The 22,959-nt window shown below is 67.4% G+C and carries 19 protein-coding genes; 16 read left to right on the top strand and 3 right to left on the bottom strand.

Translation table 11 applies throughout. The features are described 5' to 3' along the window. Positions 1–179: 179 nt before the first annotated feature. Positions 180–1,775: a hydroxylamine reductase gene (hcp, locus tag H8S61_RS07100; RefSeq protein ID WP_186938479.1), complete on the top strand. Its 1,596-nt coding sequence runs from the start codon at positions 180–182 to the stop codon at positions 1,773–1,775. A gap of 127 nt (positions 1,776–1,902) precedes the next feature. Here hcp and H8S61_RS07095 read toward each other — a convergent pair whose 3' ends face one another. After that, complete coding sequence (locus tag H8S61_RS07095) at positions 1,903–2,799, bottom strand: VIT1/CCC1 transporter family protein (RefSeq protein ID WP_186938478.1); 897 nt, start codon at positions 2,797–2,799, stop codon at positions 1,903–1,905. A 382-nt stretch (positions 2,800–3,181) separates the two neighbouring features. Next, positions 3,182–3,637 carry a hypothetical protein gene (locus H8S61_RS07090; RefSeq protein ID WP_186938477.1) on the bottom strand — a complete coding sequence of 152 codons (456 nt, stop codon included), beginning with the start codon at positions 3,635–3,637 and terminating at the stop codon, positions 3,182–3,184. An 87-nt stretch (positions 3,638–3,724) separates the two neighbouring features. Between H8S61_RS07090 and mazG the strand changes: the two genes are divergently transcribed. The 4 genes from mazG to H8S61_RS07070 all read left to right on the top strand — a co-directional run bounded on the left by mazG (position 3,725) and on the right by H8S61_RS07070 (position 11,231). Continuing rightward, positions 3,725–4,648 (top strand): nucleoside triphosphate pyrophosphohydrolase, encoded by a 924-nt coding sequence (gene mazG, locus H8S61_RS07085; protein WP_186938476.1) that lies wholly within the window; start codon positions 3,725–3,727, stop codon positions 4,646–4,648. Between the two features lie 311 nt (positions 4,649–4,959). Further along, a complete protein-coding gene (locus tag H8S61_RS07080) occupies positions 4,960–9,012 on the top strand; it encodes an EAL domain-containing protein (protein WP_366458001.1) in 4,053 nt (1,350 codons plus the stop codon). Positions 9,013–9,118: 106 nt separating this feature from the next. Continuing rightward, positions 9,119–9,868 carry a GTP pyrophosphokinase gene (locus H8S61_RS07075; RefSeq protein WP_154333341.1) on the top strand — a complete coding sequence of 250 codons (750 nt, stop codon included), beginning with the start codon at positions 9,119–9,121 and terminating at the stop codon, positions 9,866–9,868. A 10-nt stretch (positions 9,869–9,878) separates the two neighbouring features. Further along, positions 9,879–11,231, top strand: a complete 1,353-nt coding sequence (locus H8S61_RS07070) for a glycoside hydrolase family 30 protein (protein WP_186938474.1) — start codon at positions 9,879–9,881, stop codon at positions 11,229–11,231. 96 nt (positions 11,232–11,327) lie between these two features. Here the strand turns inward: H8S61_RS07070 and H8S61_RS07065 are convergent, their stop codons facing one another. Then, positions 11,328–12,317 (bottom strand): TDT family transporter, encoded by a 990-nt coding sequence (locus H8S61_RS07065; protein WP_186938473.1) that lies wholly within the window; start codon positions 12,315–12,317, stop codon positions 11,328–11,330. 208 nt (positions 12,318–12,525) lie between these two features. Between H8S61_RS07065 and H8S61_RS07060 the strand changes: the two genes are divergently transcribed. The 11 genes from H8S61_RS07060 (at position 12,526) to H8S61_RS07010 (ending at position 22,944) form a co-directional block, all read left to right on the top strand. Next, a complete protein-coding gene (locus H8S61_RS07060) occupies positions 12,526–13,410 on the top strand; it encodes a LysR family transcriptional regulator (protein ID WP_186938472.1) in 885 nt (294 codons plus the stop codon). A 180-nt stretch (positions 13,411–13,590) separates the two neighbouring features. Next, entirely contained in the window at positions 13,591–14,715 is a 1,125-nt protein-coding gene (locus tag H8S61_RS07055) for an aldo/keto reductase (RefSeq protein WP_186938471.1), read from the top strand. A 322-nt stretch (positions 14,716–15,037) separates the two neighbouring features. After that, positions 15,038–16,135, top strand: coding sequence for a phosphate/phosphite/phosphonate ABC transporter substrate-binding protein (locus tag H8S61_RS07050; protein WP_186938470.1), 1,098 nt, complete (start codon positions 15,038–15,040; stop codon positions 16,133–16,135). Beyond that, positions 16,135–16,932: a phosphonate ABC transporter ATP-binding protein gene (gene phnC, locus H8S61_RS07045; protein WP_186938469.1), complete on the top strand. Its 798-nt coding sequence runs from the start codon at positions 16,135–16,137 to the stop codon at positions 16,930–16,932. The genes H8S61_RS07050 and phnC overlap by 1 nt, the downstream gene beginning before the upstream one ends. Next, positions 16,929–17,789 (top strand): PhnE/PtxC family ABC transporter permease, encoded by an 861-nt coding sequence (locus tag H8S61_RS07040; RefSeq protein WP_186938468.1) that lies wholly within the window; start codon positions 16,929–16,931, stop codon positions 17,787–17,789. The genes phnC and H8S61_RS07040 overlap by 4 nt, the downstream gene beginning before the upstream one ends. Continuing rightward, positions 17,786–18,640, top strand: coding sequence for a PhnE/PtxC family ABC transporter permease (locus H8S61_RS07035; protein WP_186938467.1), 855 nt, complete (start codon positions 17,786–17,788; stop codon positions 18,638–18,640). Before H8S61_RS07040 ends, H8S61_RS07035 begins: the two co-directional genes overlap by 4 nt. Positions 18,641–18,713: 73 nt before the next feature. After that, positions 18,714–19,160, top strand: coding sequence for a phosphonate C-P lyase system protein PhnG (gene phnG / locus H8S61_RS07030; RefSeq protein ID WP_186938466.1), 447 nt, complete (start codon positions 18,714–18,716; stop codon positions 19,158–19,160). Then, positions 19,157–19,924 (top strand): phosphonate C-P lyase system protein PhnH, encoded by a 768-nt coding sequence (gene phnH, locus H8S61_RS07025; RefSeq protein ID WP_186938465.1) that lies wholly within the window; start codon positions 19,157–19,159, stop codon positions 19,922–19,924. Before phnG ends, phnH begins: the two co-directional genes overlap by 4 nt. Further along, positions 19,925–21,091 (top strand): carbon-phosphorus lyase complex subunit PhnI, encoded by a 1,167-nt coding sequence (locus tag H8S61_RS07020; RefSeq protein WP_186938464.1) that lies wholly within the window; start codon positions 19,925–19,927, stop codon positions 21,089–21,091. Then, positions 21,075–22,091, top strand: coding sequence for an alpha-D-ribose 1-methylphosphonate 5-phosphate C-P-lyase PhnJ (locus tag H8S61_RS07015; RefSeq protein WP_186938463.1), 1,017 nt, complete (start codon positions 21,075–21,077; stop codon positions 22,089–22,091). The genes H8S61_RS07020 and H8S61_RS07015 overlap by 17 nt, the downstream gene beginning before the upstream one ends. Then, positions 22,084–22,944 (top strand): ATP-binding cassette domain-containing protein, encoded by an 861-nt coding sequence (locus tag H8S61_RS07010; protein ID WP_160942095.1) that lies wholly within the window; start codon positions 22,084–22,086, stop codon positions 22,942–22,944. Before H8S61_RS07015 ends, H8S61_RS07010 begins: the two co-directional genes overlap by 8 nt. The last annotated feature ends 15 nt before the right edge of the window (positions 22,945–22,959 follow it).

Raw genomic sequence — 22,959 nt, 5'->3', positions numbered from 1 at the left:
GAAATGCTTGCACCAGTATCGTAGGGTGAGCTCCATCAGGCAAGCAAACGATGACCGAGCGCTGCGCCCCGAGCCGCGAACGGCGGATGTCCCCATTGGGGATGCCCCCGCGGGATGGACCCAAAGGGGACTGTCCCCTTTGGGTCCATGCGGGGCGCAGGCGCGAGAGAGGACGAGACGTGGGCGATACAACGACGATGTTCTGCTTCCAGTGCGAGCAGACGGCCGGGTGCACCGGCTGCACCGGGACGGCGGGCGTGTGCGGCAAGCAGGCCAGTACGGCGAACTTGCAGGACGAGGTCACGGGCGCGCTCGTGGGCCTCGCGCAGACGGTGCGCGCGGCGGGGACGGGCGCGGAGGCGCGCCGCGCGGCGGACGACCTGGCGATGGAGGGCCTGTTCGCCACGCTGACGAACGTGGACTTCGACGATGCGGCCTTGGCCGACCTGCGGGAGCGCGCCCATGCCGAGCGCGACGCCGTCGCGGCGGCGGACGGCGTGGAGGCCGCGCCCGACTACGACCTGGCCGCGTTGTGGAACGCGCCGGAGGACGTGCGCTCGCTCAAGTCGCTCGTGCTGTTCGGCTTGCGCGGCCTGGCGGCGTACGCGTACCACGCGGCCGCGCTGGGCTATCGCGACGACGCGGTGTCGTCCTTCCTGCACGAGGGGCTGGCCGCGTTGGCCGACGCCGAGGCGGGTGCCGATGTGCTGCTGCCGCTGTCGCTCAAGGTGGGCGAGGTGAACCTGCGCTGCATGGAGCTGCTCGACCAGGCGAACACCGAAACCTTCGGCACGCCCGAGCCCACCACGGTGGCGCGCGCGGTGGAGGCTGGCCCCTTCATCGTGGTTTCGGGCCACGACCTGCACGATCTCAAGCTGCTGCTCGACCAGACGGCCGGTCGCGGCGTGAACGTCTACACGCACGGCGAGCTGCTGCCCGCGCACGCCTATCCGCAGTTCAAGCAGTACCCGCACCTCAAGGGCAACCTGGGAACCGCGTGGCAGAACCAGCGCGTCGAGTTCGCCGACCTGCCCGCGCCCATCCTATTCACCACGAACTGCCTCATGCCGCCGGCGGCCTCCTACGCCGACCGCGTGTTCACCACGGGCCCCGTGGCGTACCCCGGGATGGCGCACGTCGAGGGGGCGCCCGACGGCAGCAAGAGCTTCGAGCCGCTCATCGAGCGCGCGCTCGAGCTGGGCGGGTACGCGACGGCGACCGACGCGGACGGCGCGTTCACCACGGGCTTCGGCCACGGAACCATCCTCGGCGTGGCCGACACGGTGGTCGACGCGGTGAAGCAGGGCGCCATCAGCCGCTTCTTCCTCGTGGGCGGCTGCGACGGCGCGCGCCCGGGCCGCAGCTACTTCCGCGACTTCGTGCAGCAAGCGCCCGAGGACAGCATCATCCTGACGCTGGCCTGCGGAAAGTTCCGCTTCAACGACCTGGACTTGGGCACCATAGGAGGCCTGCCGCGCATCATGGACATGGGGCAGTGCAACGACGCGTACGGCGCCATCCGCGTGGCTGTGGCGCTGGCCGAGGCGTTCGGGTGCGGCGTGAACGACCTGCCGCTGACGCTGGTGCTGTCGTGGTACGAGCAGAAGGCCGTCAGCATCCTGCTGACGCTGCTGCACCTCGGCATCAGGGGCATCTACCTGGGGCCGACGCTGCCCGCGTTCGTGTCGCCGGGCGTGCTCGACGTGCTCGTCCGCGAGTTCGACGTGCGTCCCATCAGCACCCCGGAGAAGGACCTGGCCGCCATCCTGGGGTAGGCGCGCGCGGGGCGGCGCGACAACCGTGCGCCGCCCCGCCCCTCACGACCATTCGCGCGACCGGGCGAGCCACGCCGTCCTCCGACCAACGGCTCGCCCGCGTCGCATCATGCGCGCAAGCGCTTCCCTAGATATCCACGCCCAGGAATTGCTTTACCAGGATGCCGATGACGAACGACAGCGCGGCCACGCCCAGGCTGATGCCGGCCATCTGGCCGAACCGCTTCTTGAATGGCAGATCCTGCGCCACCGAGAGGTAGTAGTTGAACACCACGAGGATGAGCAGCACGATGACCACCATCGTGCCCATGGCCCACAGGTAGTGCGACTCGTCGAACAGCAGGTACGGCATGATCAGCAGCGCCACCGTCACGAGGTAGGCGATGCCCGTGTACGTGGCCGACTTCAGCGCGTCCGGGCGCCCCTCGCTCTTCGACGACAGGTATTCGCTCGACGCCATCGACAGCGTGGCGGCAATACCGGTGATCAGGCCCGACAGCGCGATCAGCCGCGTGTTCTGCATGGCCAGCGTCAGGCCCGCCAGCGTGCCGGTCATCTCCACCATCGCGTCGTTCATGCCCAGCACCATGCTGCCCACGTACGACAGCCGCTCTTCGTCGAGCATGTCCAGCAGCGCCTTCTCGTGCGCTTCCTCGTCGGTGCGGATGCCGAGCGCCTCGGGCGCCTCCTTCGCCAGCTCCTCGTAGGAGATCTGGGCCTTCTCCTCGCCCCTCTCAATGAGCTTGACGGCGAACGTGAAGCCGAACACGCGCGCGATCAGCGAATAGCGCAGCACCGCGCCCCGCTGGGGCTTCATCTGCTCGCCGGTGTAGCGCTGCCAGATGCCGGCGTGCTTCGCCTCCTCGTCGGCGATGCGCAGCAGCGTGGTGCGGTTGTCCGCGTCCTTGGTGCTGGCGGCGATGCGTCGGTACACCTCGGACTCGGTCACCTCGTTCTGCTGAAACACCCGAATCTGCGCAAGCGCCCCGGAAGACAGGGCCGCCGCCCCCGAACTTGTTGCCATGCCAGGCTCCTCACCGCCGCATCCTCAAATCAGCAGCCAGTATATCCGATTCCGTCGAGCTTCGCGTTTGAGGGAACGGATGTTTCACGTGAAACATCGCGCTTCGGGTCGTGCGGCTGCCTGTCGAAAAACTCCCGCTGAGTCACGAAAATCACCGCTGTGAAGCCCGGCGGTCTCGATCCGGGCATCTCGATATTTTGCCACCTGGGGCGATGCCGATTGCAGAGGGAAATCGGTGGTCGCAGGACGGTCGATGGGGCGCAAAAGGCGGCCCAATCGCTTCACAGCGGTGATTTTTGTGCAAATCGAGGTGCCGCAGGAGCACGCAAGGCGCGCTGCCGCGTCGAGGCGTCGGGGCGGCGCGGGGTCCTGGCATCCGCCATCAGGAGGAAGCTCCCCGCTCCACCCACAACAGCCATCCGAACGCGGCGGCCATCAGCGCGAGGCCGGCGGCGTCGAACAGCACGAAGCGCTCGATGCTGGCCGAGAGGGCGGCGTGGCCGGCGGGCAGGCCCAGGCGCAGCCACGACTCGCCGACGAGGCCGATGGCCTGCTGCTCCAGCACGATGACGGCCACGGCGCGGAAGCGCAGCGGGCTGGCGATGACGGCGGGGTAGGTGGCGTTCCACATGAGGAACGCGATGCCGAGGCCCTGCACGGCTGCGGCGCCCGGCACGCCCGCCACCTCGAACGAGGCCGCGTAGGCGTCGGGCCACAGCACGAACGACACGGCGCACTGCACGTTGATGACGAACACCAGCGCAAACGCCAGGCGCACCAGCCATGCGGCGCGGCGCACGCGCGCGGGGCGGTCGTTCGTGGTGGCGGGCTGGTTCATACCGGTATCCTTTCGCATCGCCGTGCAGCATACCACGGCCGCCGCGCGGCGGTATACTGCTGTTGAGCAACCGAAGAAAGGATCGCCATGACCGCCCCCGCATCTCCCGCCCCCAGCGCAAGCCATCCCTCGTTCGACCAGTTCGTCGCCACCATCGCCGCCCTGCGCGCCCCGGACGGGTGCCCGTGGGATCGCGTGCAGACGCACGAGAGCATCGCGCACAACATGATCGAGGAGGCCTACGAGGCGGTCGACGCCATCGAGACGGGCGACGTCGCGCACCTGCGCGAGGAGCTGGGCGACGTGCTGCTGCAGGTGGTGCTGCAAAGCCAGATCGCCGCGGACGACGGTGAGTTCACCATCGACGACGTGTGCGCCGAGGTGAACGAGAAGATGATCCGCCGCCATCCCCACGTGTTCGGCGACGCGTATGCGGCGAACGCGAGCGAGACGCTCGATTTGTGGGACAAGGTGAAGCTGGCCGAGAAGGGCAGCGCCGACGAGGCCGCCGACGGCGCGGGCGCGCAGCGCGAGGGGCTGCTGGACGGCGTGCCCACCAGCTTCCCGGCGCTCATGCAGGCGCAGAAGATCTCGCGCAAGGCCGCGGCCGCCGGGTTCGAGTGGGATTCGCTCGACGACGTGTGGGACAAGGTGCGCGAGGAGGTCGGCGAGCTGCGCGAGGCATACGTTGCCGCTCCCAAGGCCGCGAACGGCAAGGCGGACGCCGACGCCGCCCCGGCCACCGACGACCCCGCATCCGCCGAGGCCGCGCGCGCGGCGGTCGCCGCCGTCGAGGACGAGTTCGGCGACGTGCTGTTCTCGCTCGTGAACGTGGGACGCCGCATGGGCGTGGACGCCGAGGGCGCCCTGCGCTCCACGTGCCGGAAGTTCCGCGACCGCTGGGCGTACATGGAGCGCGCCGCCGGGGAGCAGGGTCGCGCCATCGAGGACCTCGCCCCCGACGACCGCGAAGCGCTGTGGAACGAGGCTAAACGCACCGAACGCGCGTAGCCGCCAGGCCCCCGGACGCTCCCGCCCGCTCCGCGGCGCGGCGGTGGGCGCAGGGCGAGCGGGTCGTTCGGCGATCACATCAACTCTTTGGCGCATTTGATGGCATACCCTGCCGCAAAGCGGTAAACTGTATCCCCACCATCAGATATTCCTACCAAGAAGGCGAGGGGGGCGATGCGTCCTGCATGGGAATATGGAATCGAAAAAAACTCGCTGGAGGAAGAAAAAGCCGACGGGGGGGGGCGTATTCCAGCCCTTCTGAGCGCGACGCTCTTTCCGGTCTCCTAAACCGCAGCGGATTCAACGCGCGCGTGCGCGCTTTGATCGACGCCCATCCCGATGAGGCGTACGTCCTTGTGTACGGCGACATCGACCGGTTCAAGGCGTACAACGACCTCTTCGGCACCGTCGCGGGCGACGGCCTGCTCGCCGACATCGGCGACATGATCCGCCGCAAGCTGCCGGGCAACGCGGTGGCCGCCCGTCTGCGCGCCGACCACTTCATCGCCTGCTTCCCCCGCTCCCTATTCGATCCCGATCGCATGCTGGCCGTGTTCAACGAGTGGTTCAGCGCGTACCGCCAGGACTTCACCTTCTTCGTGCGCATGGGCGTGTACCCCATCGACGAGCCCGAGCTGGACGTCAACCTCATGTGCGACCGCGCCCTGCTGGCGCTGCGCGCCTCGAAGGGCGGCTCGGTGGGCAGCGGCTACGTCCTGTACGACGAAACGCTGCGCGTGTCGCTGCTGAAAGAGCAGCAGCTGGCTGGCGAGATGACCGCGGCGCTCGACCTGGGCCAGTTCGTGCCGTTCTTCCAGCCGCAGTACCGCTACGCCACCGGGCTCATGACCGGCGCCGAAGTGCTCGCGCGCTGGCAGCACCCCGACCGCGGCCTGCTGGGCCCGGCCGAGTTCATCCCCGTGTTCGAGCGCAACGGCCTCATTTCCCGGTTCGACTATTATATGTGGGATCAGGCGTGCCGCTGCTTGCGCGAGTGGATCGACGCGTGGGGCATCGACGCCGTCCCGCACCTGTCGGTGAACCTGTCGCGCGCCGACATCTACCGATCGGATCTGTGCTCGTACCTCAAGGGCCTCGTGGAGCGCTACGACATACCCGCCAGCCTGCTGAACCTCGAGATCACGGAGAGCGCCTACATGGAATCGCCCGATCAGCTGATCGGGGCGGTCAAGGGGTTGCGCGCCGCCGGCTTCACCGTGGAGATGGACGACTTCGGCAGCGGCTACTCGTCGCTCAACACGCTCAAAGACGTGCCGGTGGACGTGCTGAAGCTCGACATGGGCTTCCTCGACACGCACGAGAGCACGCGCGGCGGCCTCATCCTGGCCTCCATCGTGCGCATGGCGCGCTGGCTGGACCTGCCCACCATCGCCGAGGGCGTGGAGACGTCGAAGCAGGCGGCCTACCTCGCCAGCATCGGATGCGAGTACATGCAGGGCTACCTGTTCTCGCGGCCGGTGGATCGCGAGACGTTCGAGCGCATGCTGGTCGAGGGCACCCACGAGAACCCCAAGCGGCCGCTCACGGAGAACGTGCAGGACGACGTGACCGAATTCTGGAACGCGGATTCCCAGATGGCGCTCATCTTCAACAGCTACGTGGGCGCGGCGGCCATCGCCGAGTACGACAGCCAGACGCTGGAAATCGTGCGCGCGAACCACGAGTTCGCCAGCCTGTTCGGCATGCCCGACGACCTTGCGTTGGCCGAGCGGCTGCGCAAGGACATGCTGGGGCAGCTGATCGAGGAAGATCGCGCGCCCCTGCAGGAGGCCATCCGCCGCGCGGTGGCCGGCGAGAGCGATGCCGAGAGCGAGCTGCGCTTCCGCAGCAACGGCCACGGCCGCTGGATCCGCATCCGCATCCGCTTGCTGTCGCGCGCCGGCGATCTGAGCAACCTGTACCTGCTCGCCGAGGAAACCACCCAGGAACAGGCCCTGCGCGACCGGCTCGCGGCCACGCGCGACACCATCCCGGGCGGCCTCGCGTTCTACGAGGTGTCCGACCGCGTCCGGCTGCTCGATTTCAGCGACATGACCGCCAGCATGATCGGCTACACGCGCGAGCAGTACCAGGAGCGCTCGCAGGCGGACGCCTTCGCGGTGGTGCATCCGGACGACCGCGCGCTGGTCAGGGGCGTGGCCGCCAAGCTGAGCGCCGGCGCCTCCCGCTCGTCGTGCATCATGCGCGCCGTCCGCAGCGACGGGGGCATCTCGTGGCTGCACCTTTCGGCGTCCACGATGTACCGCGACGAGGTGGCGCTGTACGTGGTGGCCGTGCTTATCGACGTGACGCACGAGAAGGAGAACGAGCAGCGCCTCCAAGCGCAGGGCGAAGCGCAGCGCCGGCTGAGCGACTCCGTGCCGTGCGGCATCGTGCGCTATACGGTGGACGACGACCCGCATCTGCTGTTCATCAACAAGAAGGGCTGCGAGATCTTCGGCTACGAGGGGATCGACGCCTACTTTGCCGGCATGTCCGGGAGCAAGATCATCCCCATCCACGATGACGACGACGTCCTGCATGGCGAGACGGTGCACGCGCTCAAGAACGGTTCGGCGCCCATCGATTTCACCTACCGGTTCGTGCGTAGCGACGGCACCACGGGTTGGATCGAGGGCACGTCGGCGCTCGAGCGCGACATCGACGGCCGCGCCCTCATCCAAAGCGCGTTCTTGGATGTATCCGACCGCCAGCAGAAGCGCAACGAGCTGGACATGCGCCGCTACGCGATGGTGCTGTGCTCGGTGTACGACGAGATCATCGAGTTCGACGGCGAGCGCAAGACGTATCGCTCGCTGTTCTCCGCGGGTCGGCCGCGCTCCGACAAGACGATGCCGCTCGACGACGCATTCCGCTTCTGGACCGACCGCCTGCCCGATCCCGAGGATCGCGTCAGTCTGCGCGCCGCGCTCGACGAATGCCTCGAAAGCGACGGTTCCAGCCCCATCATCTGCACGTATCGCATGGAGTTCGAAGATCGGCGCTGCTGGTACCAAAGCATCCTGCTGCGCGTGTCGGAGTCGAGCATCCTGTGCTGCAGCAAGGACGTCACGGAGCGCATGTCGAGCGAGGATCGCAAGGTCACGATGCGCGTGCTCGACACCATGGGCAAGCTGCCGGTGGGCGTGGGCGTGTTCACCTCGCGGGACGACGAGGTGCGGCTGCGGTACGCGAACGACCGTCTGCGCACGATGTTCGGCGACGAGCTGCCGGGCGCACCCGACAACATGGAGTGGGACGCGCCTCTCGCGTTGAGCGACGAGGTGCGGGCGCTCGACGACTACTGCTTGCAGCACGGCCTCATCGAGGACGGCGGCGAGCTCGACGTGGGGCTTCGCACGGTGCGCGACGACGGCGCTCCCATCGACGTGCGCATCCAGGGACGCGTCATGCGGGAGTCGGACGACGCGCTGGCGCTGTACGCCGTGGTGAGCGACGTGACGGCCGAGCTGCGCGACCAGCGCGAACGCTCGTGGCAGAACGAGCGCTACCGCCTGCTCAGCGAGATGACGCACAAGATGAGCTTCGATTACGACTCCGATTCCGACACGGTGCTGCTGTACATGGACCGCACGGGGAACGGCATGGAAGCCCAGGTCATCCCTCATTATCTGGAGACGCTCACGACGACGCGCAGCGAGGTCGTCCATCCCGACAGCATGGCTGCTGTGCGCAAGATGTTCGAAAACGCCCGCTCGGGCGTGAACGAGGTGGGCATCGAGTACCGGGCCAACTACTTCGGCACCGGGTACGCCTGGTATCGCGCCAACCTGTTCGTGGCGCACGACGACGCGGGGTCGTGGCACCTCGTGGGCCCCATCGAGGACATCAACAACGAACACGACCTGCGGTTCCGGGCCGAATACGACGCCACCACGGGGCTGAGCAACCACGCGGCCACGCAGGATTTGGTGGCGGCCGCGCTCTCCGATGCGTCGGTGCGGCGGCACAGCGTGTGCGTGGCGCTCGACATCGACGACTTCAAGCACGTGAACGACACGTACGGGCACATCGTGGGCGACATGCTGCTGCACGAGGTGGGAAGCGTGCTGCGGTCGAACTTCCGCGAGTCCGACGTGGTGGGCCGCGTGGGCGGCGACGAGTTCGTGCTGCTGTTGAAGAGCATCGATCTCGAGGTGGCCCTGGCCAAGCTGGAAGAGGTCAAGCGCCAGCTGGCCGCCGTGGAGGTGGGCTCGCTGGACAGCGCGCCGTCGGTCAGCATGGGCGTGTACGTTCCCGAAGACGACGACGTGGCGTACCGCGACGTGTTCGTGAAGGCCGACGAGGCGCTCTACCAGGCCAAGCGCTCCGGCAAGGACCGCATCTGCGTGCACGAGAAGTAGCGCATCTGGTGATTGCGCGGGGTTCGGCGGCCGGGGACGCGCGGACGCTCCGGCTTGGCTATCATAGGGGGCCAGAAGAACATCGTTGCCCGAAGGAGTTTCCGTCATGGCAGACGCAGCGCAGCAACCCTCCGATCGCCGTCTCGCGGTTGACGAGCAGAAGAGCGAGGACATCCACCGCTACCCCTTCCTGCTGACCGACGACTTGCGCGGCCCCATCGACGACCTGCAGCGCCTGCGCGACGCCGAGGTGAAAACCCGCGAGATCATCCAGAAGTACCAGGCCGCCATGCGCGAGATGATGGTGCGCTTCGAGATCCTCGACCAGGACCTCAACCTCAAGAAGCATCGCAACCCCATCCATCACGTGGAATCGCGCATCAAGAAGCCCGCGAGCATCTTCGAGAAGCTGGAGCGCTACGGCAAGGAGCCGACGCTCGAGAACCTCGAGCGCTACATCATGGACGTGGCCGGCGTGCGCGTGATCTGCTCGTACATCCACGACGTGTACAACCTGCTGGAGCTGTTGCAGAAGCAGGACGACCTCGAGATCGTCGAGATCAAGGACTACATCTACAATCCGAAGCCGAACGGCTACCGCAGCCTGCACGTCATCGTGCGCATCCCCGTGTACTTCCTCGACAAGAAGGAGCTCATCCCCGTCGAGGTGCAGCTGCGCACCATCGCCATGGACTTCTGGGCCAGCTTGGAGCACGATTTGAAGTACAAGTCCGTGAGCGAGGTGCAGGGGATCGACTCCTACGACGAGCTCAAGGATTGCAGCCGCATCATCGAGGACGTGGAAGCCCGCATGCAGATTCTGGCCCGCGCGCTCGAGCGGGAGGACGATCGCTAGGGAGGTCGCCATGCGCGTGTGGACTACGGACGAGCGCCGCGTGATGGCGTGCGACGACGTGCCGTTTCGGCGCGACGAGCGCGCGGAGATGGGCCTCGTGGTGTGCCGGCCCGATCGCACGTACCAGCGCATCGTCGGGTTCGGCGGGGCGTTCACCGAGGCCGGCGCGTACGTGTTCGCGCACATGCCGCCCGACCTGCAAGATCGGTTCATCGAGCTGTGCTTCGGCGGCGCGCGCGGAGGCGACCCCGCGCAGGGCGGCAACGCCTACACGCTGTGCCGCACCCACATCCAAAGCTGCGATTTCGCGCTGGGCAACTACGCCTACGTGCGCCCCTTCGACAAGCGGCTGGCAACGTTCTCGCTGGCGCGCGACAAGCGCCTGCTGCTGCCGTTCATCCAGTGCGGCCTGGCCGCGAATCCCTCGCTGGAGCTGCTGGCCTCGCCGTGGAGCCCACCCGCGTTCATGAAGACGAATCGCCTGATGAACGGTGGGGGACACCTGCGCCGCTCGCACTACGGCACATGGGCGAAGCTGCTGGCGCGCTACGTGGGCGCGTACGCGCAGGAGGGCGTGCGCGTGGGGCGCCTGAGCGTGCAGAACGAGCCGATGGCGCGGCAGACGTGGGATTCGTGCCTGTTCACGCCCGAAGAGGAGGCCGAATTCGCGGCTGAGCACCTGCGACCGGCGCTCGATGCGGCGGGACATGCGGACGTGAAGCTGTTCGCGTGGGACCACAACACCGATCGGCTGCTCGACCGCGCCGACGCCGTGCTCGCGCGGCCCGACGCCGCGGCCGCGTTCGGCGGCGTGGCGTTCCACTGGTACGCGGGCGACCACTTCGAGCAGGTGCGCGCCGTGGCCGAGGCCTATCCCGACAAGGAGCTGCTGTTCACGGAAGGGTGCGTGGAGTATTCGCGCGATCGTGCGGAGGAGGCCACGCAGGAGCGCAAGGCCGAGCAGTACGCCCATGCGTTGCTGGGGCACCTCAACGCGGGCGCGCAGGGTTTCATCGACTGGAACCTGCTGCTGGACGAGCGCGGCGGTCCGAACCACGTGGGCAACTTCTGCGAGGCGCCGCTCATGTACGACCGCGAGGCGGAGGAGCTCATCGTGAACCGGTCGTTCCACTACTTCGGGCACGTGTCGCGGTTCGTGCGCCCCGGCGCGCGGCGCTTCCTCGTGTCGCGCTTCGACGATGCGGTGGAGTGCGCCGGCTTCGTGAATCCCGACGGCGGGCGCGTGCTGGTGGCGCTCAACCGGGGCGACCGTCCGGTGCGCTTCGAGCTGGCCGAGCGCCCCTGGACGGCGCCGGTGGAGGTTCCCGCGCACGGCATCGTGACCTGCGCGTGGGGCGAGTAGCCGCCCCACCCCTTCGCCAACGAATTCGCGAACGAATGTTTCACGTGAAACATTCGCCGCCTGGCAGGCCCCCCGGGGGGGGGGGGTAGGGCTTTCCTAGTTCTCGAAGTTCTCCGAGAAGCGGGCGATCTGCTTGTTCTCGCGGACGACGGCGGCGCTTTCCGGCGCCTCGATGCGCTTGAAGAAGAAGTGCAGGTAGTGAGCGAACACGTAGCCCACCATGACCACCGACACCGCCGCCTCGGCCGCGAACAGCACGTACAGCGCATCGGGCACGAACGCCCCGCCGGCCTGGAAGAACGCGAGCGCCTTGCCAAGCGCCGTGGCCGTGATGACGAAGGGGAACGTCATGGCCGCGTAGCTGGGGTAGAACTTGAGGCGCAGCAGGACGGGGAGGCGCGTCAGCACCACCACGAACAGCACCTGCGCCAGCACCAGCATCACGCCGACGAACAGGGGATTCGGATCGGGGGCCGTGGCCAGGTAACCCACGATGGACAGGCTCATCGGGGCGGTGTAGATGCAGAACAGCGGGCGCGCGCTTTCGGGGATCTCGTGCTTGACGTAGCGGTACGTCACGAGGGCCAGCAGCACCACGTAGCACGCGAAGCCGAACCAGAACAGTATATGGCCCACCGGTTGCATGCCGAACGAGGGGGCGGTGGCGGAGGCCACGACGATGCCCACGTAGCAGATGAAGTAGGTGGGGAACACCTCGTGCAGCTTGAAGTGAGCGACGAACCGCACGGTGAACCAGCCCATGAGGGCGAGGTGCGCGATGATGGCGGCCGACCACAGCACGAAGGCCGGAGCGTACGCGAGCGGGGCGAGGTAGCCCGCCAGCTGCATGAGCGTCATGAAGAGCGTCGCGCTCACGCTGGCCATGATGGAGTTGTGCAGGTCGTCGCGAATCATGCCGGGGAACAGGATGATCTTGGCGGCCAGCATGGCGATGAGCAGCAGCGCCAGCGCGCCGCAGACGATGTGGACGATCTCGGTGTAGGGCTGCAGCAAGTTGCCCAGCGCGGCCAGGCCGAGCGCAACGCCTGCGGTGGGGATGGGAACCTTTTTGATAATCTCGCGCACGGCGCAACCTTTCTACTGCCGCGCATCATACTCCTTGATGCGCGCGGGTGGGAGGGGTTCCGCGCGATGCTCCATCTGAAACACGCACGGGGGTGGCCTTTCGGGCTGCTGCCCATTCTGGCACCTCCTCATGCAAAAGAAAACTTTTATATAATTATGTTATGATAAGTTTAACTTATGATTAGAACTTCGCCTGATAGGGGCCGCAATGCAGGATTTCCGCGTCGAAACGTTCCTGACCGTTTGCCGGACGATGAACTACACGCGTGCCGCCGAGGAGCTGAACATCACGCAGCCGGCGGTGTCGCAGCACATCGCCCATCTCGAGCGCGCGTACGGCACGCCGCTGTTCGTGTATCGCAACAAGAAGCTGCAGCTCACCGACGCGGGCGCGCTGCTGCGCGACGCCCTCGCCACGATGGCGCACGACGAGCGCCTGCTGCGCGAGCGCGTGCGCAGCGCGGTCACGGGCGCGCGCGTGGAGCTGGCCGTGGGCATGACGCTGACGGCGGGCGAGTACCTCGTGGCGCCGCCGCTGGCCGACTACCTGCGACGATATCCCGAGCTGAACGCCACGGTGCGCTCGGGCGGCACGGGCGAGCTGCTGGCGCTGCTCGATGCGGGCAAGATCGACTGCGCGTTCGTGGAGGGCTTCTTCGACAAGAGCGCGTACGCGTGGGACCTGTTCCGCACCGAGCGCCTCGTGTGCGTGTGCGCCGCCGACCACGAGTTCGCCACGCAGCCCGTGCGCGTGGAGGACCTGTTCGGCGAGCGGCTCATCATGCGCGAGACGGGTTCGGGCACGCGCGCGGTGCTCGAGCATGCGCTGGCGGCCCAGAACCTCACGGTGGACGGCTTCGCCCATACGAGCGTGGTGGAGAGCCTCGACGTCATCAAGATATTCGTCGAGCACGACCTGGGCATCTCGTTTCTGTACGAAGCGGCCGTCGCGCGCGAGCTGGCCGCCGGCACGCTGCGCGCCGTCAAGCTGGAAGGCCCCGCCATCGAGCACGACATAGCCTTCATCCGCCTGAAGAACAGCATCTTCGAGTGCGACTTCCAGGCGCTGTTCAACGAGCTCCCCACCGGCTAACCCCGCGAGCGCGGCTGGTTCCACGGGGGGCCGACCCCCCCCTCGCGCCGTCGCCCCCGAATGTTTCACGTGAAACATTCGTTCGCCCCCCCTGCGCCCAGTCCATCTCCAAAATCCCCTCTTGACTTGGAGTCCGCTCCAGCCCTTACCATGACAGGCGGACCTATCGAGAGGAGCACCATGAAACCGGAATTCGAAACCACGCCGAAGCTGGGCTTCGGCTGCATGCGCCTGCCGCTGCTCGACTCCGCCGACCAGAAGAGCATCGACATCGAGCAGTTCAAGCAGATGGTGGACACGTTCATCGAGGGCGGCGGCACGTACTTCGATACCGCGTTCGTCTACCACGAGGGCACGTCCGAGCGCGCGCTCAAGGAGGCGCTCGTCGATCGCTATCCGCGCGACGCGTACACCGTGGCCACGAAATGCCTGGCCTGGGCCGCGCCCAGCGCCGAGGAGGCCAAGAGCAACCTGGCCACGTCGCTCGAGCGCCTGGGCCTCGACTACGTGGACTTCTACCTGCTGCACAACGTGGGCGGCGAGCGCACCGCCAAGTTCGACGCATACGGCATGTGGGACTTCGCGCTGGACGCGAAGGAGCGCAGCCTCGTCAAAAACGTCGGCTTCTCCATGCACGACGGGGCCGACGCGCTCGAGGCGCTGCTGACGGCGCATCCGCAGATGGACTTCGTGCAGCTGCAGGTGAACTACCTCGATTGGGACGACCCGGTGGTGGAGGCGCGCCGCTGCATGGAGGTGGCCGCGGCGCACGGCGTGCCCGTGGTGGTCATGGAGCCCGCGCGCGGCGGCCGCCTCGTCGAGCTGCCCCAGCGTGTGGCCGACGTGCTGCGCGAGGCGAACCCCGACGCCAGCCTGGCCTCGTGGGCGTATCGCTTCTGCTACAACCTGCCGAACGTGCTCACCGTGCTCTCGGGCATGTCGAACCTCGACCAGGTGCGGCAGAACGTGGCCGACTACCAGGCGAATCGCCCGTTCTCGCCCGAGGAGCAGCGCGCGATGGACGCGGCTGTGGAAACCCTGCGCGGCATGGCAAGCGTGCCGTGCACGAACTGCCGCTACTGCGTGAAGGACTGCCCGCAGGGCGTGGTCATTCCGACCATCCTCGGCCTGCTCAACCTGGAGCTCATGACCGAGAACCGCGCCTTCGTGAAGGGCCTCTACTCGTGGCAGGCCGCTCCCGGCCCCGCCTCGACGTGCATCGCCTGCGGCGCCTGCGAGGCCATGTGCCCCCAGGGCATCGACATCGTCCACCAGCTCGAGATGGCCGCCGAGCACTTCGAGTAGCCCGTTCGCCTCGCCCCGCAAGGCGGCAGGGCGTGGCGAACGAATGTTTCACGTGAAACATTCGTTCGCGCGCGGCTCGTTCCTCGAACTCCTGCGTCGCGGAAAAGGGGCCGCGCACGGTGCCGCCTCCGCGCTTTACCCAAACCTTTCCCGTTCCTGATGCCCCCTTTGCTCAAACTTGGGGGCATCTTTACGCACCCCTTCCTTCGTTCTTACCTTCCTTTCTTACGATGGTTCTCGCACGTTGGCCGCAGAGACGGCCCGTGCCGAAGACGCATGCGATCCCGGCGATGGGCGCCGGGGATACGAGAGGAACGCAACCATGACAGAAGGGTTTTTGAGCAGGCGCCAGTTCGTTGCTGGCAGCGCGGCGCTGGCGATGGCGGGTATGTTCGGCGCTTTGACGGGATGCACGGCGGGCGGCTCGGGCGCCGCGGCGGGCGCGGCTTCGGCCGACGCGAGCACGGGCTCTGCGGCAGCATCCACCGATCCCATCACCATGGTGTGGCTGCCCGACAACTCGTCCTCCGACCTCACCGCCTCGCGCGAGGCCATCGGCGCGGCCATTAAGGCCGCATGCGGCCGCGAGGCCAACCTGCTGACCTCCACCGACTACAACGTGGCCATCGAGGCCATCGCCTCGGGCAAGGCGCAGATGGCGCTGCTGGGCCCCGAGGGCTACGTGCAGGCCAACAAGAAGAATCCGAAGGTGCTGGCAGCGTTCACGAACAGCGACGAGGACGGCGGCCTCGAAGGCGCCTGCTACTACAGCCGCATCTGCGTGCGCAAGGAGGACGCCGACCAGTACAAGAACGGCGGCTCCTACTCCATCGAGAACATCAAGGGCAAGTCGTTCTCGTTCGTGTCCGCCACGTCCACCTCGGGCTTCAAGGTGCCCTCGAGCGGCATCGTCCAGGAATTCGGCCTCGACAGCTCCGATGAGCTGCTCGAGGGCGGGAAGTTCTTCTCCGAGGTGCTGTTCGGCAACTCGCACCAGGGCTCGGCCGTGAACCTGCTGTCCGGCGACGCCGACGTGGCCGCGTTCGACGACGTGGACGTGGACATGTACCTCGACCTCGTGTCGGGCGAGGCCAACAGCATCGGTGCCGTGTACAAGGCGAAGGACAACGCCGAAGCTCCCTTCGACACCGTGCGCGGCAAGGAGTTCGTCATCATCGCCATCACGCCGGTGCTGAACTCGCCCATCTGCTTCAACGAGGAAGCCATCTCCGACGAGGACCGCACGAAGATCGTCGACTACTTCTGCTCCGACAAGGTGGCGAACGACCCGCAGATCTTCGTCGATCCCGAGGACGAGAACGCCAAGGGCATCTTCGAGAAGGATTCCGAGAAGACGTGCTTCGTGAAGACCGACGACGCCTGGTACGAGCCCATCCGCAAGTTGGGCGGGGCTGCGTAATGAGCGAGGTGTTGCTGGACCTGCGCGGTCTGACGAAGAGTTACGACGGCTGGTCGAAATCGCTCGATGGCGTCGATCTCCAGGTGCATCGAGGCGAGTTCGTCAGCATCATCGGCTCGTCGGGCGCGGGCAAGTCCACGCTGCTGCGCTGCGTGAACCGTCTCATCGACCCCACGCAGGGCGCGGTGACGTTCGACGGCGACGACGTGACGCACGTGCGCGGCCGCGCGCTGCGCACCTGCCGCCGCCGCATCGCCATGGTGTTCCAGCACTACAACCTGGTGCACCGCGCCACGGCCATCGAGAACGTGCTGCAGGGGCGTCTGGGCTACAAGTCCACCGTCACGGGCATGTTAGGCCTGTTCAGCGAAGAGGAGAAGCGCCGCGCGTTCGAGATTCTCGACCAGGTAGGCCTCTCCGAGTTCGCCTACACCCGCACCGACCAGCTGTCGGGCGGGCAGAAGCAGCGCGTGGGCATCGCCCGGGCGCTCGTGCAGGACCCGCTGCTCATGCTTGCCGACGAGCCCATCGCCAGCCTCGACCCGAAGTCGTCGCGCACGGTGATGGAGCATCTGCGCTGGGCGGCCGACGAGCTGGGCGTGGCGTGCCTCGTGAACCTGCACCAGGTGGAGATCGCGCTGGAGTTCTCGGACCGCATCGTGGGGCTGGCGGGCGGCAAGCTCGTGTTCGACGGCACCCCTGACGAGTTGGACGAGGCCACCATCGCGCGCATTTACGGCACCGCGACGGCGGACGTCCCTGCGGACGCCCCTGCGCTCGAGGTGGTGGCCGCATGACGGAACGCGTTTTGCGGCCGGCGGGGCTGCTGGCGGGGCTGCGGTCCCGCCGGGCGGTCCCGCGCGGCACCTACGACGGATCGTTCTTCCGACGGCGCACGCTGGCCGTCGTGGCGATGGCGCTCGTGTTCGTGGCGCTTGGCGCGCTGTCGGGCACGTACGTCGGCTTCGACTTCATGCAGGCAATCCTCGACGTCCCGGGCGGGTTCGCTTGGATGGCGACGCAATTCGTCCCCTCCTTCGCCTCCCTCCAGAAGCTGGGCACCATCCTGCCCGCCTTGGGTTCGACGATTCTCGCCTCGATCGCCTCCAGTTGCACGGCGGCGATCCTGGCGTATATCTGCGCGGTGCTGGGATCGCGGACGGTGGGGGTGGGCGGCCCGTTCCCCCTCCTCGTGCGCGCTGTCGCGTCGCTGTTCCGCAACATCCCGGTGGTGGCCTGGGCGTTCATCCTGCTGTTTTCGTTCAAGCAGAGCGAGTTCACCGGATTCTTCGCCCTGTTCCTCACGAGCTTCGGCTATTTGACCCGCTGCTTTTTGGAGAGCATCGACGAGATGAGTTCGGGCCCGGTCGAGGCGCTGCGCGCGTGCGGTGCAAGCTACGGCCAGATCGTGGCGCAGGCGGTGATTCCCCTGAGCATCACGTCGGTGGTCAGCTGGGTGCTGTACATGATCGAGACGAACATCCGCGACGCCACGCTCATCGGCATCCTGACCGGCACCGGCATCGGCTTCGTGTTCGACGTGTACTACAAAAGCTTCCGCTACGACATCGCGGGGCTCGTGCTGCTGTCCATCATCCTCGTGGTCATCGCCTGCGAGCTCATCTCGAACTTCGTCAGGAGGCGGATCATATGACGGGCTTGACGGACGAAGCGCGCGGAATGCGCACGTCGCGGTCGGGGAAGATCAAGGTGCACGTGGCTTCCAAGTCCAACGTGTCGCTGTACGCGGTGCTGGGCGCATTCGCGCTGGTGACAGTGTTCGCGCTGGTCACGATGGACTACGGGAAGGTGGCGTTTCCTGAGGCGATGGCCGCGGCCATCGACGATTTCGTCACGATGATGACGCAGCCCGGCCTGGGCGGGCACTTCACGCTGCCCGACGTGATCGAGGGCCTGTTCGTGTCGCTGGCGTTGGCGCTGCTGACCACGTTCATCGGCGCCATCATCGCGTTCGTGCTGGGGCTGCTGGCCTCGTGCAACCTGTCGAACAAGGGCGTGAGCAACGCCATCAAGGTGTTCATGAGCGTGGCGCGCGCCGTGCCCACCATCCTGTGGGTGCTCGTGTTCTCGGTGGCCATCGGCCTGGGGCCGGAGGCGGCCGTCATCGGCCTGCTGTTCCACAGCGTGGCGTACCTGGTGAAGGCGTACTCGGAGAGCTTCGAGGAAGTGGACCCCGGCGTGCTGGAGGCCTTGCGCGCCAGCGGCGCGTCGTGGTGGCAGGTGGTGTTCCAGGGCGTGGTGCCCGAGAAGGTGAACGAGATGCTGTCGTGGACGTTCATCCGCTTCGAGATCAACTTCGTGAACGCCGTGGCCGTGGGCGCCGTGGCGGGCGCGGGCGGCATCGGCTACCAGCTGTTCCTGGCCGGCAGCTTCTACTACAACATCCACGAGGTGGGCCTGATCGTGTACCTGTGCCTGGCCGTCGCCATCGTGCTCGAAGTGGTGGCCACCAAGCTGCGCAAACGCTACATCGTGCAGAGGTAGCCCTTCGCGCCGTCCGCGTCGTTCGCGAGACGCCGCCCTTGATGAACCGATTGAACTTTGAAGAAAGGACCTCATGTTGAAACGATACGAACGCACGCGCGCCCTCGTGGAGGGCGATCCCGCGCTGGCGCGGGCCATCGTGTGCGAGGTCGAGCGCGACGAGGCGCAGGGCGCCGTGGTCGTGCTCGACGAGCCGCGCGAGGAGCTGGTGATGGTGCAGGCGCGCGAAACGGCGCAGGGCAGCCTGTTCTTCCTCGGCGAGGCGCTCATGACGTCGTGCCGCGTGCGCCTGGGCGACGCGGTGGGCCTCGGCTTCGTGCTGGGCAGCGACCGCTGCCGCGCCTACGAGCTGGCCGTGGTGGATGCGGCGTTCTCCGGCGCGGCCGGCGACGCGTGGGCGTCCCGCTGGGACGCCCCGCTGCGCGCCGAACTCGCGCGCGTCGAGGCTCGCGACGAGCGCGAGGCACGCCGCACCGCGGCGACGAAGGTTGATTTCTCGACGATGAAGGTGGAAGCATGATGATACGAGAAGACGCGGAGCTGCACCGCGCCCAGCGGGCGTTCCGCTGCGTGCTCGACGCGTTCGCGCATCCGGGCACCGTGCACGAGATGGTGCCGGCACCCGAGCATCCGGCGCGCCCCGCCTCGCTCGACGCGCCGTTGGAGCTGCTGACGCGCCTGTTCGTGGACCAGGCGGTGACGTTCTGCGTGGCCGATTCCGAGGCTGACGCCGCGGCCGCCTACCTCACGAGCGAGACGCACGCGCGCCGCGTGCCCCTGCGCGACGCCGACTTCGTGGTGGTGCCCGCCCGCGCGGACGTGCAAACGGCGTGCGAGGCGGTGGCCGAGGCGTGCCGCGGCACGCTGATCTCCCCGGAGAAGGGAGCCACCGTGCTCATGGGCTGCGCGCGCTTGGCCGACGTGCCCGAGAGCGGCGAGGTCGCCGAGCCGGCCGTGCACGTGGTGGCGCTGCGCGGACCGGGCGTGGAGCGCGAGAACCGCTTCGCCGTCGACCGTGCCGACTGGGTGCGCGCCCGCGAGGCGCGCGGCGACGAATTCCCGTGCGGCATCGAGATCGTGCTGGTGGACCCGGATGGCCGCATCGTGGCCATCCCGCGCAGCTCCCGCGCGACCCTCATCGACGCCCCCTCGTCGATGTTTCACGTGAAACAATCGACGCAATGTAGTGCGATAAAGGAACAAATGTTTCACGTGAAACATTCCGATGTCGCGCTCGGCGCTTCCGACGCGTTCGACGCGTTCGCAGCAAAGGGGGTGCGCTAGATGGGCTACGTTGCCGTCCGCGGTGGGGGCAAGGCTATCGAGGAGAGCCTCAAGCTGCTGGAATACGAGCGCGTCAGCGCGTCGTCCGCCTGGGGCACCAACGAGATCGAGGGCACCTTCCCCGAGCTCGTCGACCAGGTGATGGGCGAGGCCTCGCTCTACGCGCCGCGCCTGGCCGCGCTGGCGCTCAAGCAGGCGCAGGGCTCGCCCGACGAGGCCGTGTTCCTGCTGCGCGCGTTTCGTTCCACGCTGGAACGTCCCTACGTCTCGCGTCCGGTGGACACGGCACAGATGCGCGTTGCCCGCCGCGTGTCGGCCGCGTTCAAGGACGTGCCTGGGGGCCAGGTGCTCGGCGCCACGCGCGACTACAGCCACCGGTTGCTGGCGTTCGATCTGGAAACCGAAGGCGCCGAAGAGCTGGCCGAGAAGCGCGCCGAGCTGGCCGCCCACTTCGAGGAGGCCGCCGAAGCGCCCGAGCGCGACGCCGCTCCCGCGGTCATGCCGCGCGTGCTGGACTACCTGCGCGCCCAGGGCCTGCTCGCGCACGTCGACGCCGACGACGCCGAACCGGTGGACGCCACGATGGCGCCGCTGTCGTTCCCCGCGCCGCGCTCGGTGCGCCTGCAGACGCTCGCGCGCGGCATGACCCAGGCGGTGGAGGCGCTCGGCTACGCCGCCATCCGCGGCTTCGGCCCCGCGCACCCCACGGTGGGCGAGTTGCGCTCGGGCCGCGTGGCCGTGGCCGTGGACCATCCGCTCGAGGCGGGCTCCGCCGACGACGCGTACTACCTGGGCTCCATCCCGGTGACCGAGGTGGAAAGCGTGTTCGAGGACGAAGGCGCGGCCGACGGCGGCGCGGGCTCGGACGCGCGTTCCGGCGGCCTGTCGCTGGCTATCGGCTACGGGCTCGTGTTCGGGCGCGCCGAGACGAAGGCCATCGCCATGAGCGTGCTCGATCACTGCCTCGAGCACGGAGATGCGCGGTTCCCCACCGAGGACGAGGAGTTCGTGCTCTACCACGTGGACGGCGTGGAAGCCACCGGCTTCATCTCGCACCTCAAGCTGCCCCACTACGTCACGTTCCAGTCGAAGCTGTCCAGCGTGCGCGGCACGCGCGACCAGTCCGTCGCCGAGTCGAAGGAGGCCTGCGATGCAGCAGCGCTATAACTACGCGTTCTTCGACGAAGCGTCGAAGCGCGAAATCCGCCGCGCCCTCATCAAGGGCGTGTCCATCCCCGGCTACCAGGTGCCCTTCGCCTCGCGCGAGATGCCCATCGGCCGCGGCTGGGGCACGGGCGGCTTGCAGATCACGCTGGCCATCATCGGCCCCGACGACACGCTCAAGGTGATCGACCAGGGCTCCGACGACAGCGTGAACGCCGTCAACATCAAGAAGCTCGTCGTGGACACCACCGACGTGGAGGTGACCGACGACACGGAGGAGGCCACGCTCATCCAGTCGCGCCACCGCATTCCCGAGCGCCCGCTGGACGACGGCCAGATCCTCGTGCTGCAGGTGCCCACGCCCGAGCCGCTGCGCAGCTTCGAGCCCAGCGAGGCTGCCACCAAGCGCCTCCATGCCGAAGCCGACTACACCGGCGCGTGGCTCGAGCTGTTCGACCAGATCGTGCGGTACGACGCCACCACGACCGGCGCCGACCACCCTGTGCTGGTAAATGATCGCTACGTGATGGCACCGTCGCCCATCCCGCGCTTCGACAACCTCAAGCTCAACCAGGCGCGGCACCTCACGCTGCTGGGGGCCGGCCGCGAGAAGAAGATCTACGCCGTGCCGCCCTTCACCGACGTCGTCCCCCTCGACTTCGAAGATTACCCCTTCGCGGTGGAGCGCTTCGACGGGAAGCGCTGCCGCCTGTGCGGTGCCACGGACGTCTACCTCGACGAACTCGTGGACGAAGCCACCGGCGAAACATACCACCAATGCAACGACACGAACTATTGTGTTTCGTCGGCTTGCCAGCCGACGAAAACAGTCGACGCTGCGGCGGCTTCTGGTGCCGAATCTTGCGGCTCCGAGGCCTCCTCACGTGCGGAAGCACGCTTCGTCGGCCTCTCACCGCAATCTTCAGCACCAGAAGCCCCCTCGCTGACTCTACGAAAGACCAGCGATCCATCCTCAGACCAGGAAGGAGCGCCTCATGCTTGATGCGCAACGATTCGGCGTCGACGAGGAGCCGTGCCTGTCGGTGCGGCATCTGTCGAAGCGCTTCGGGGCGGGGTGCCCGCACTGCCTCGGCGCGGCCGCGCAGCTCGAGCGCAACGTGTGCCCGCGGTGCGGCACGGTACACGCCGTGCGCGACGTCAGCCTCGACGTGTTCCCGGGCGAGATCGTCGGCATCGTCGGCGAGTCGGGCAGCGGGAAGTCGTCGCTCATGAAGTGCCTGTTCTTCGACGAGGAAGCAACCGAGGGCGACGTGCGCGCCCGACCGTTCGACGGCGGCGCGGCGAACCTGTTGGAGCTGTCGTCCCAGCATCAGCGCGCCATCCGCAACACGGTGTTCGGCATGGTGTACCAGAACCCCTACCTGGGGCTGCGCATGGATTTCTCCAGCCTGTCGAACATCGCGGAGCAGATGATCGCGGCCGGCAACCGCCACGTGGGCGCCATGCGTGACCGCGGCGAGGAGCTGCTCGAGCGCGTGAACATCCCGCTCTCGCGCGCCGCCGAGCCGCCGCGCAACTTCTCCGGCGGCATGCAGCAGCGCGTGCAGATCGCCAAGGCGCTGTCGAACAACCCGCCCATCCTCCTGCTCGACGAGGTGACCACGGGGCTCGACCTGTCCGTGCAGGCCGCCGTGCTCGACCTCATCCAGCAGATCCGCCGCGACTTCGACGTCAGCATGCTCGTGGTCAGCCACGATTTGGGCGTCATCCGCATGCTGGCCGACCGCACGCTTGTCATGCTGGACGGCCGCGTCATCGAAAGCGGCCTGACCGACCAGATCTTGGAAGACCCCCAGCACGCCTACACCCAGCAGCTCGTCTATTCGCTGTTGTAGTCTCGAAAGGACACC

Source organism: Eggerthella hominis (assembly GCF_014287365.1).
In the GTDB taxonomy this organism is placed as follows: Bacteria; Actinomycetota; Coriobacteriia; order Coriobacteriales; family Eggerthellaceae; genus Eggerthella; species Eggerthella guodeyinii.
This window is presented reverse-complemented; position numbering and strand designations above follow the sequence as displayed.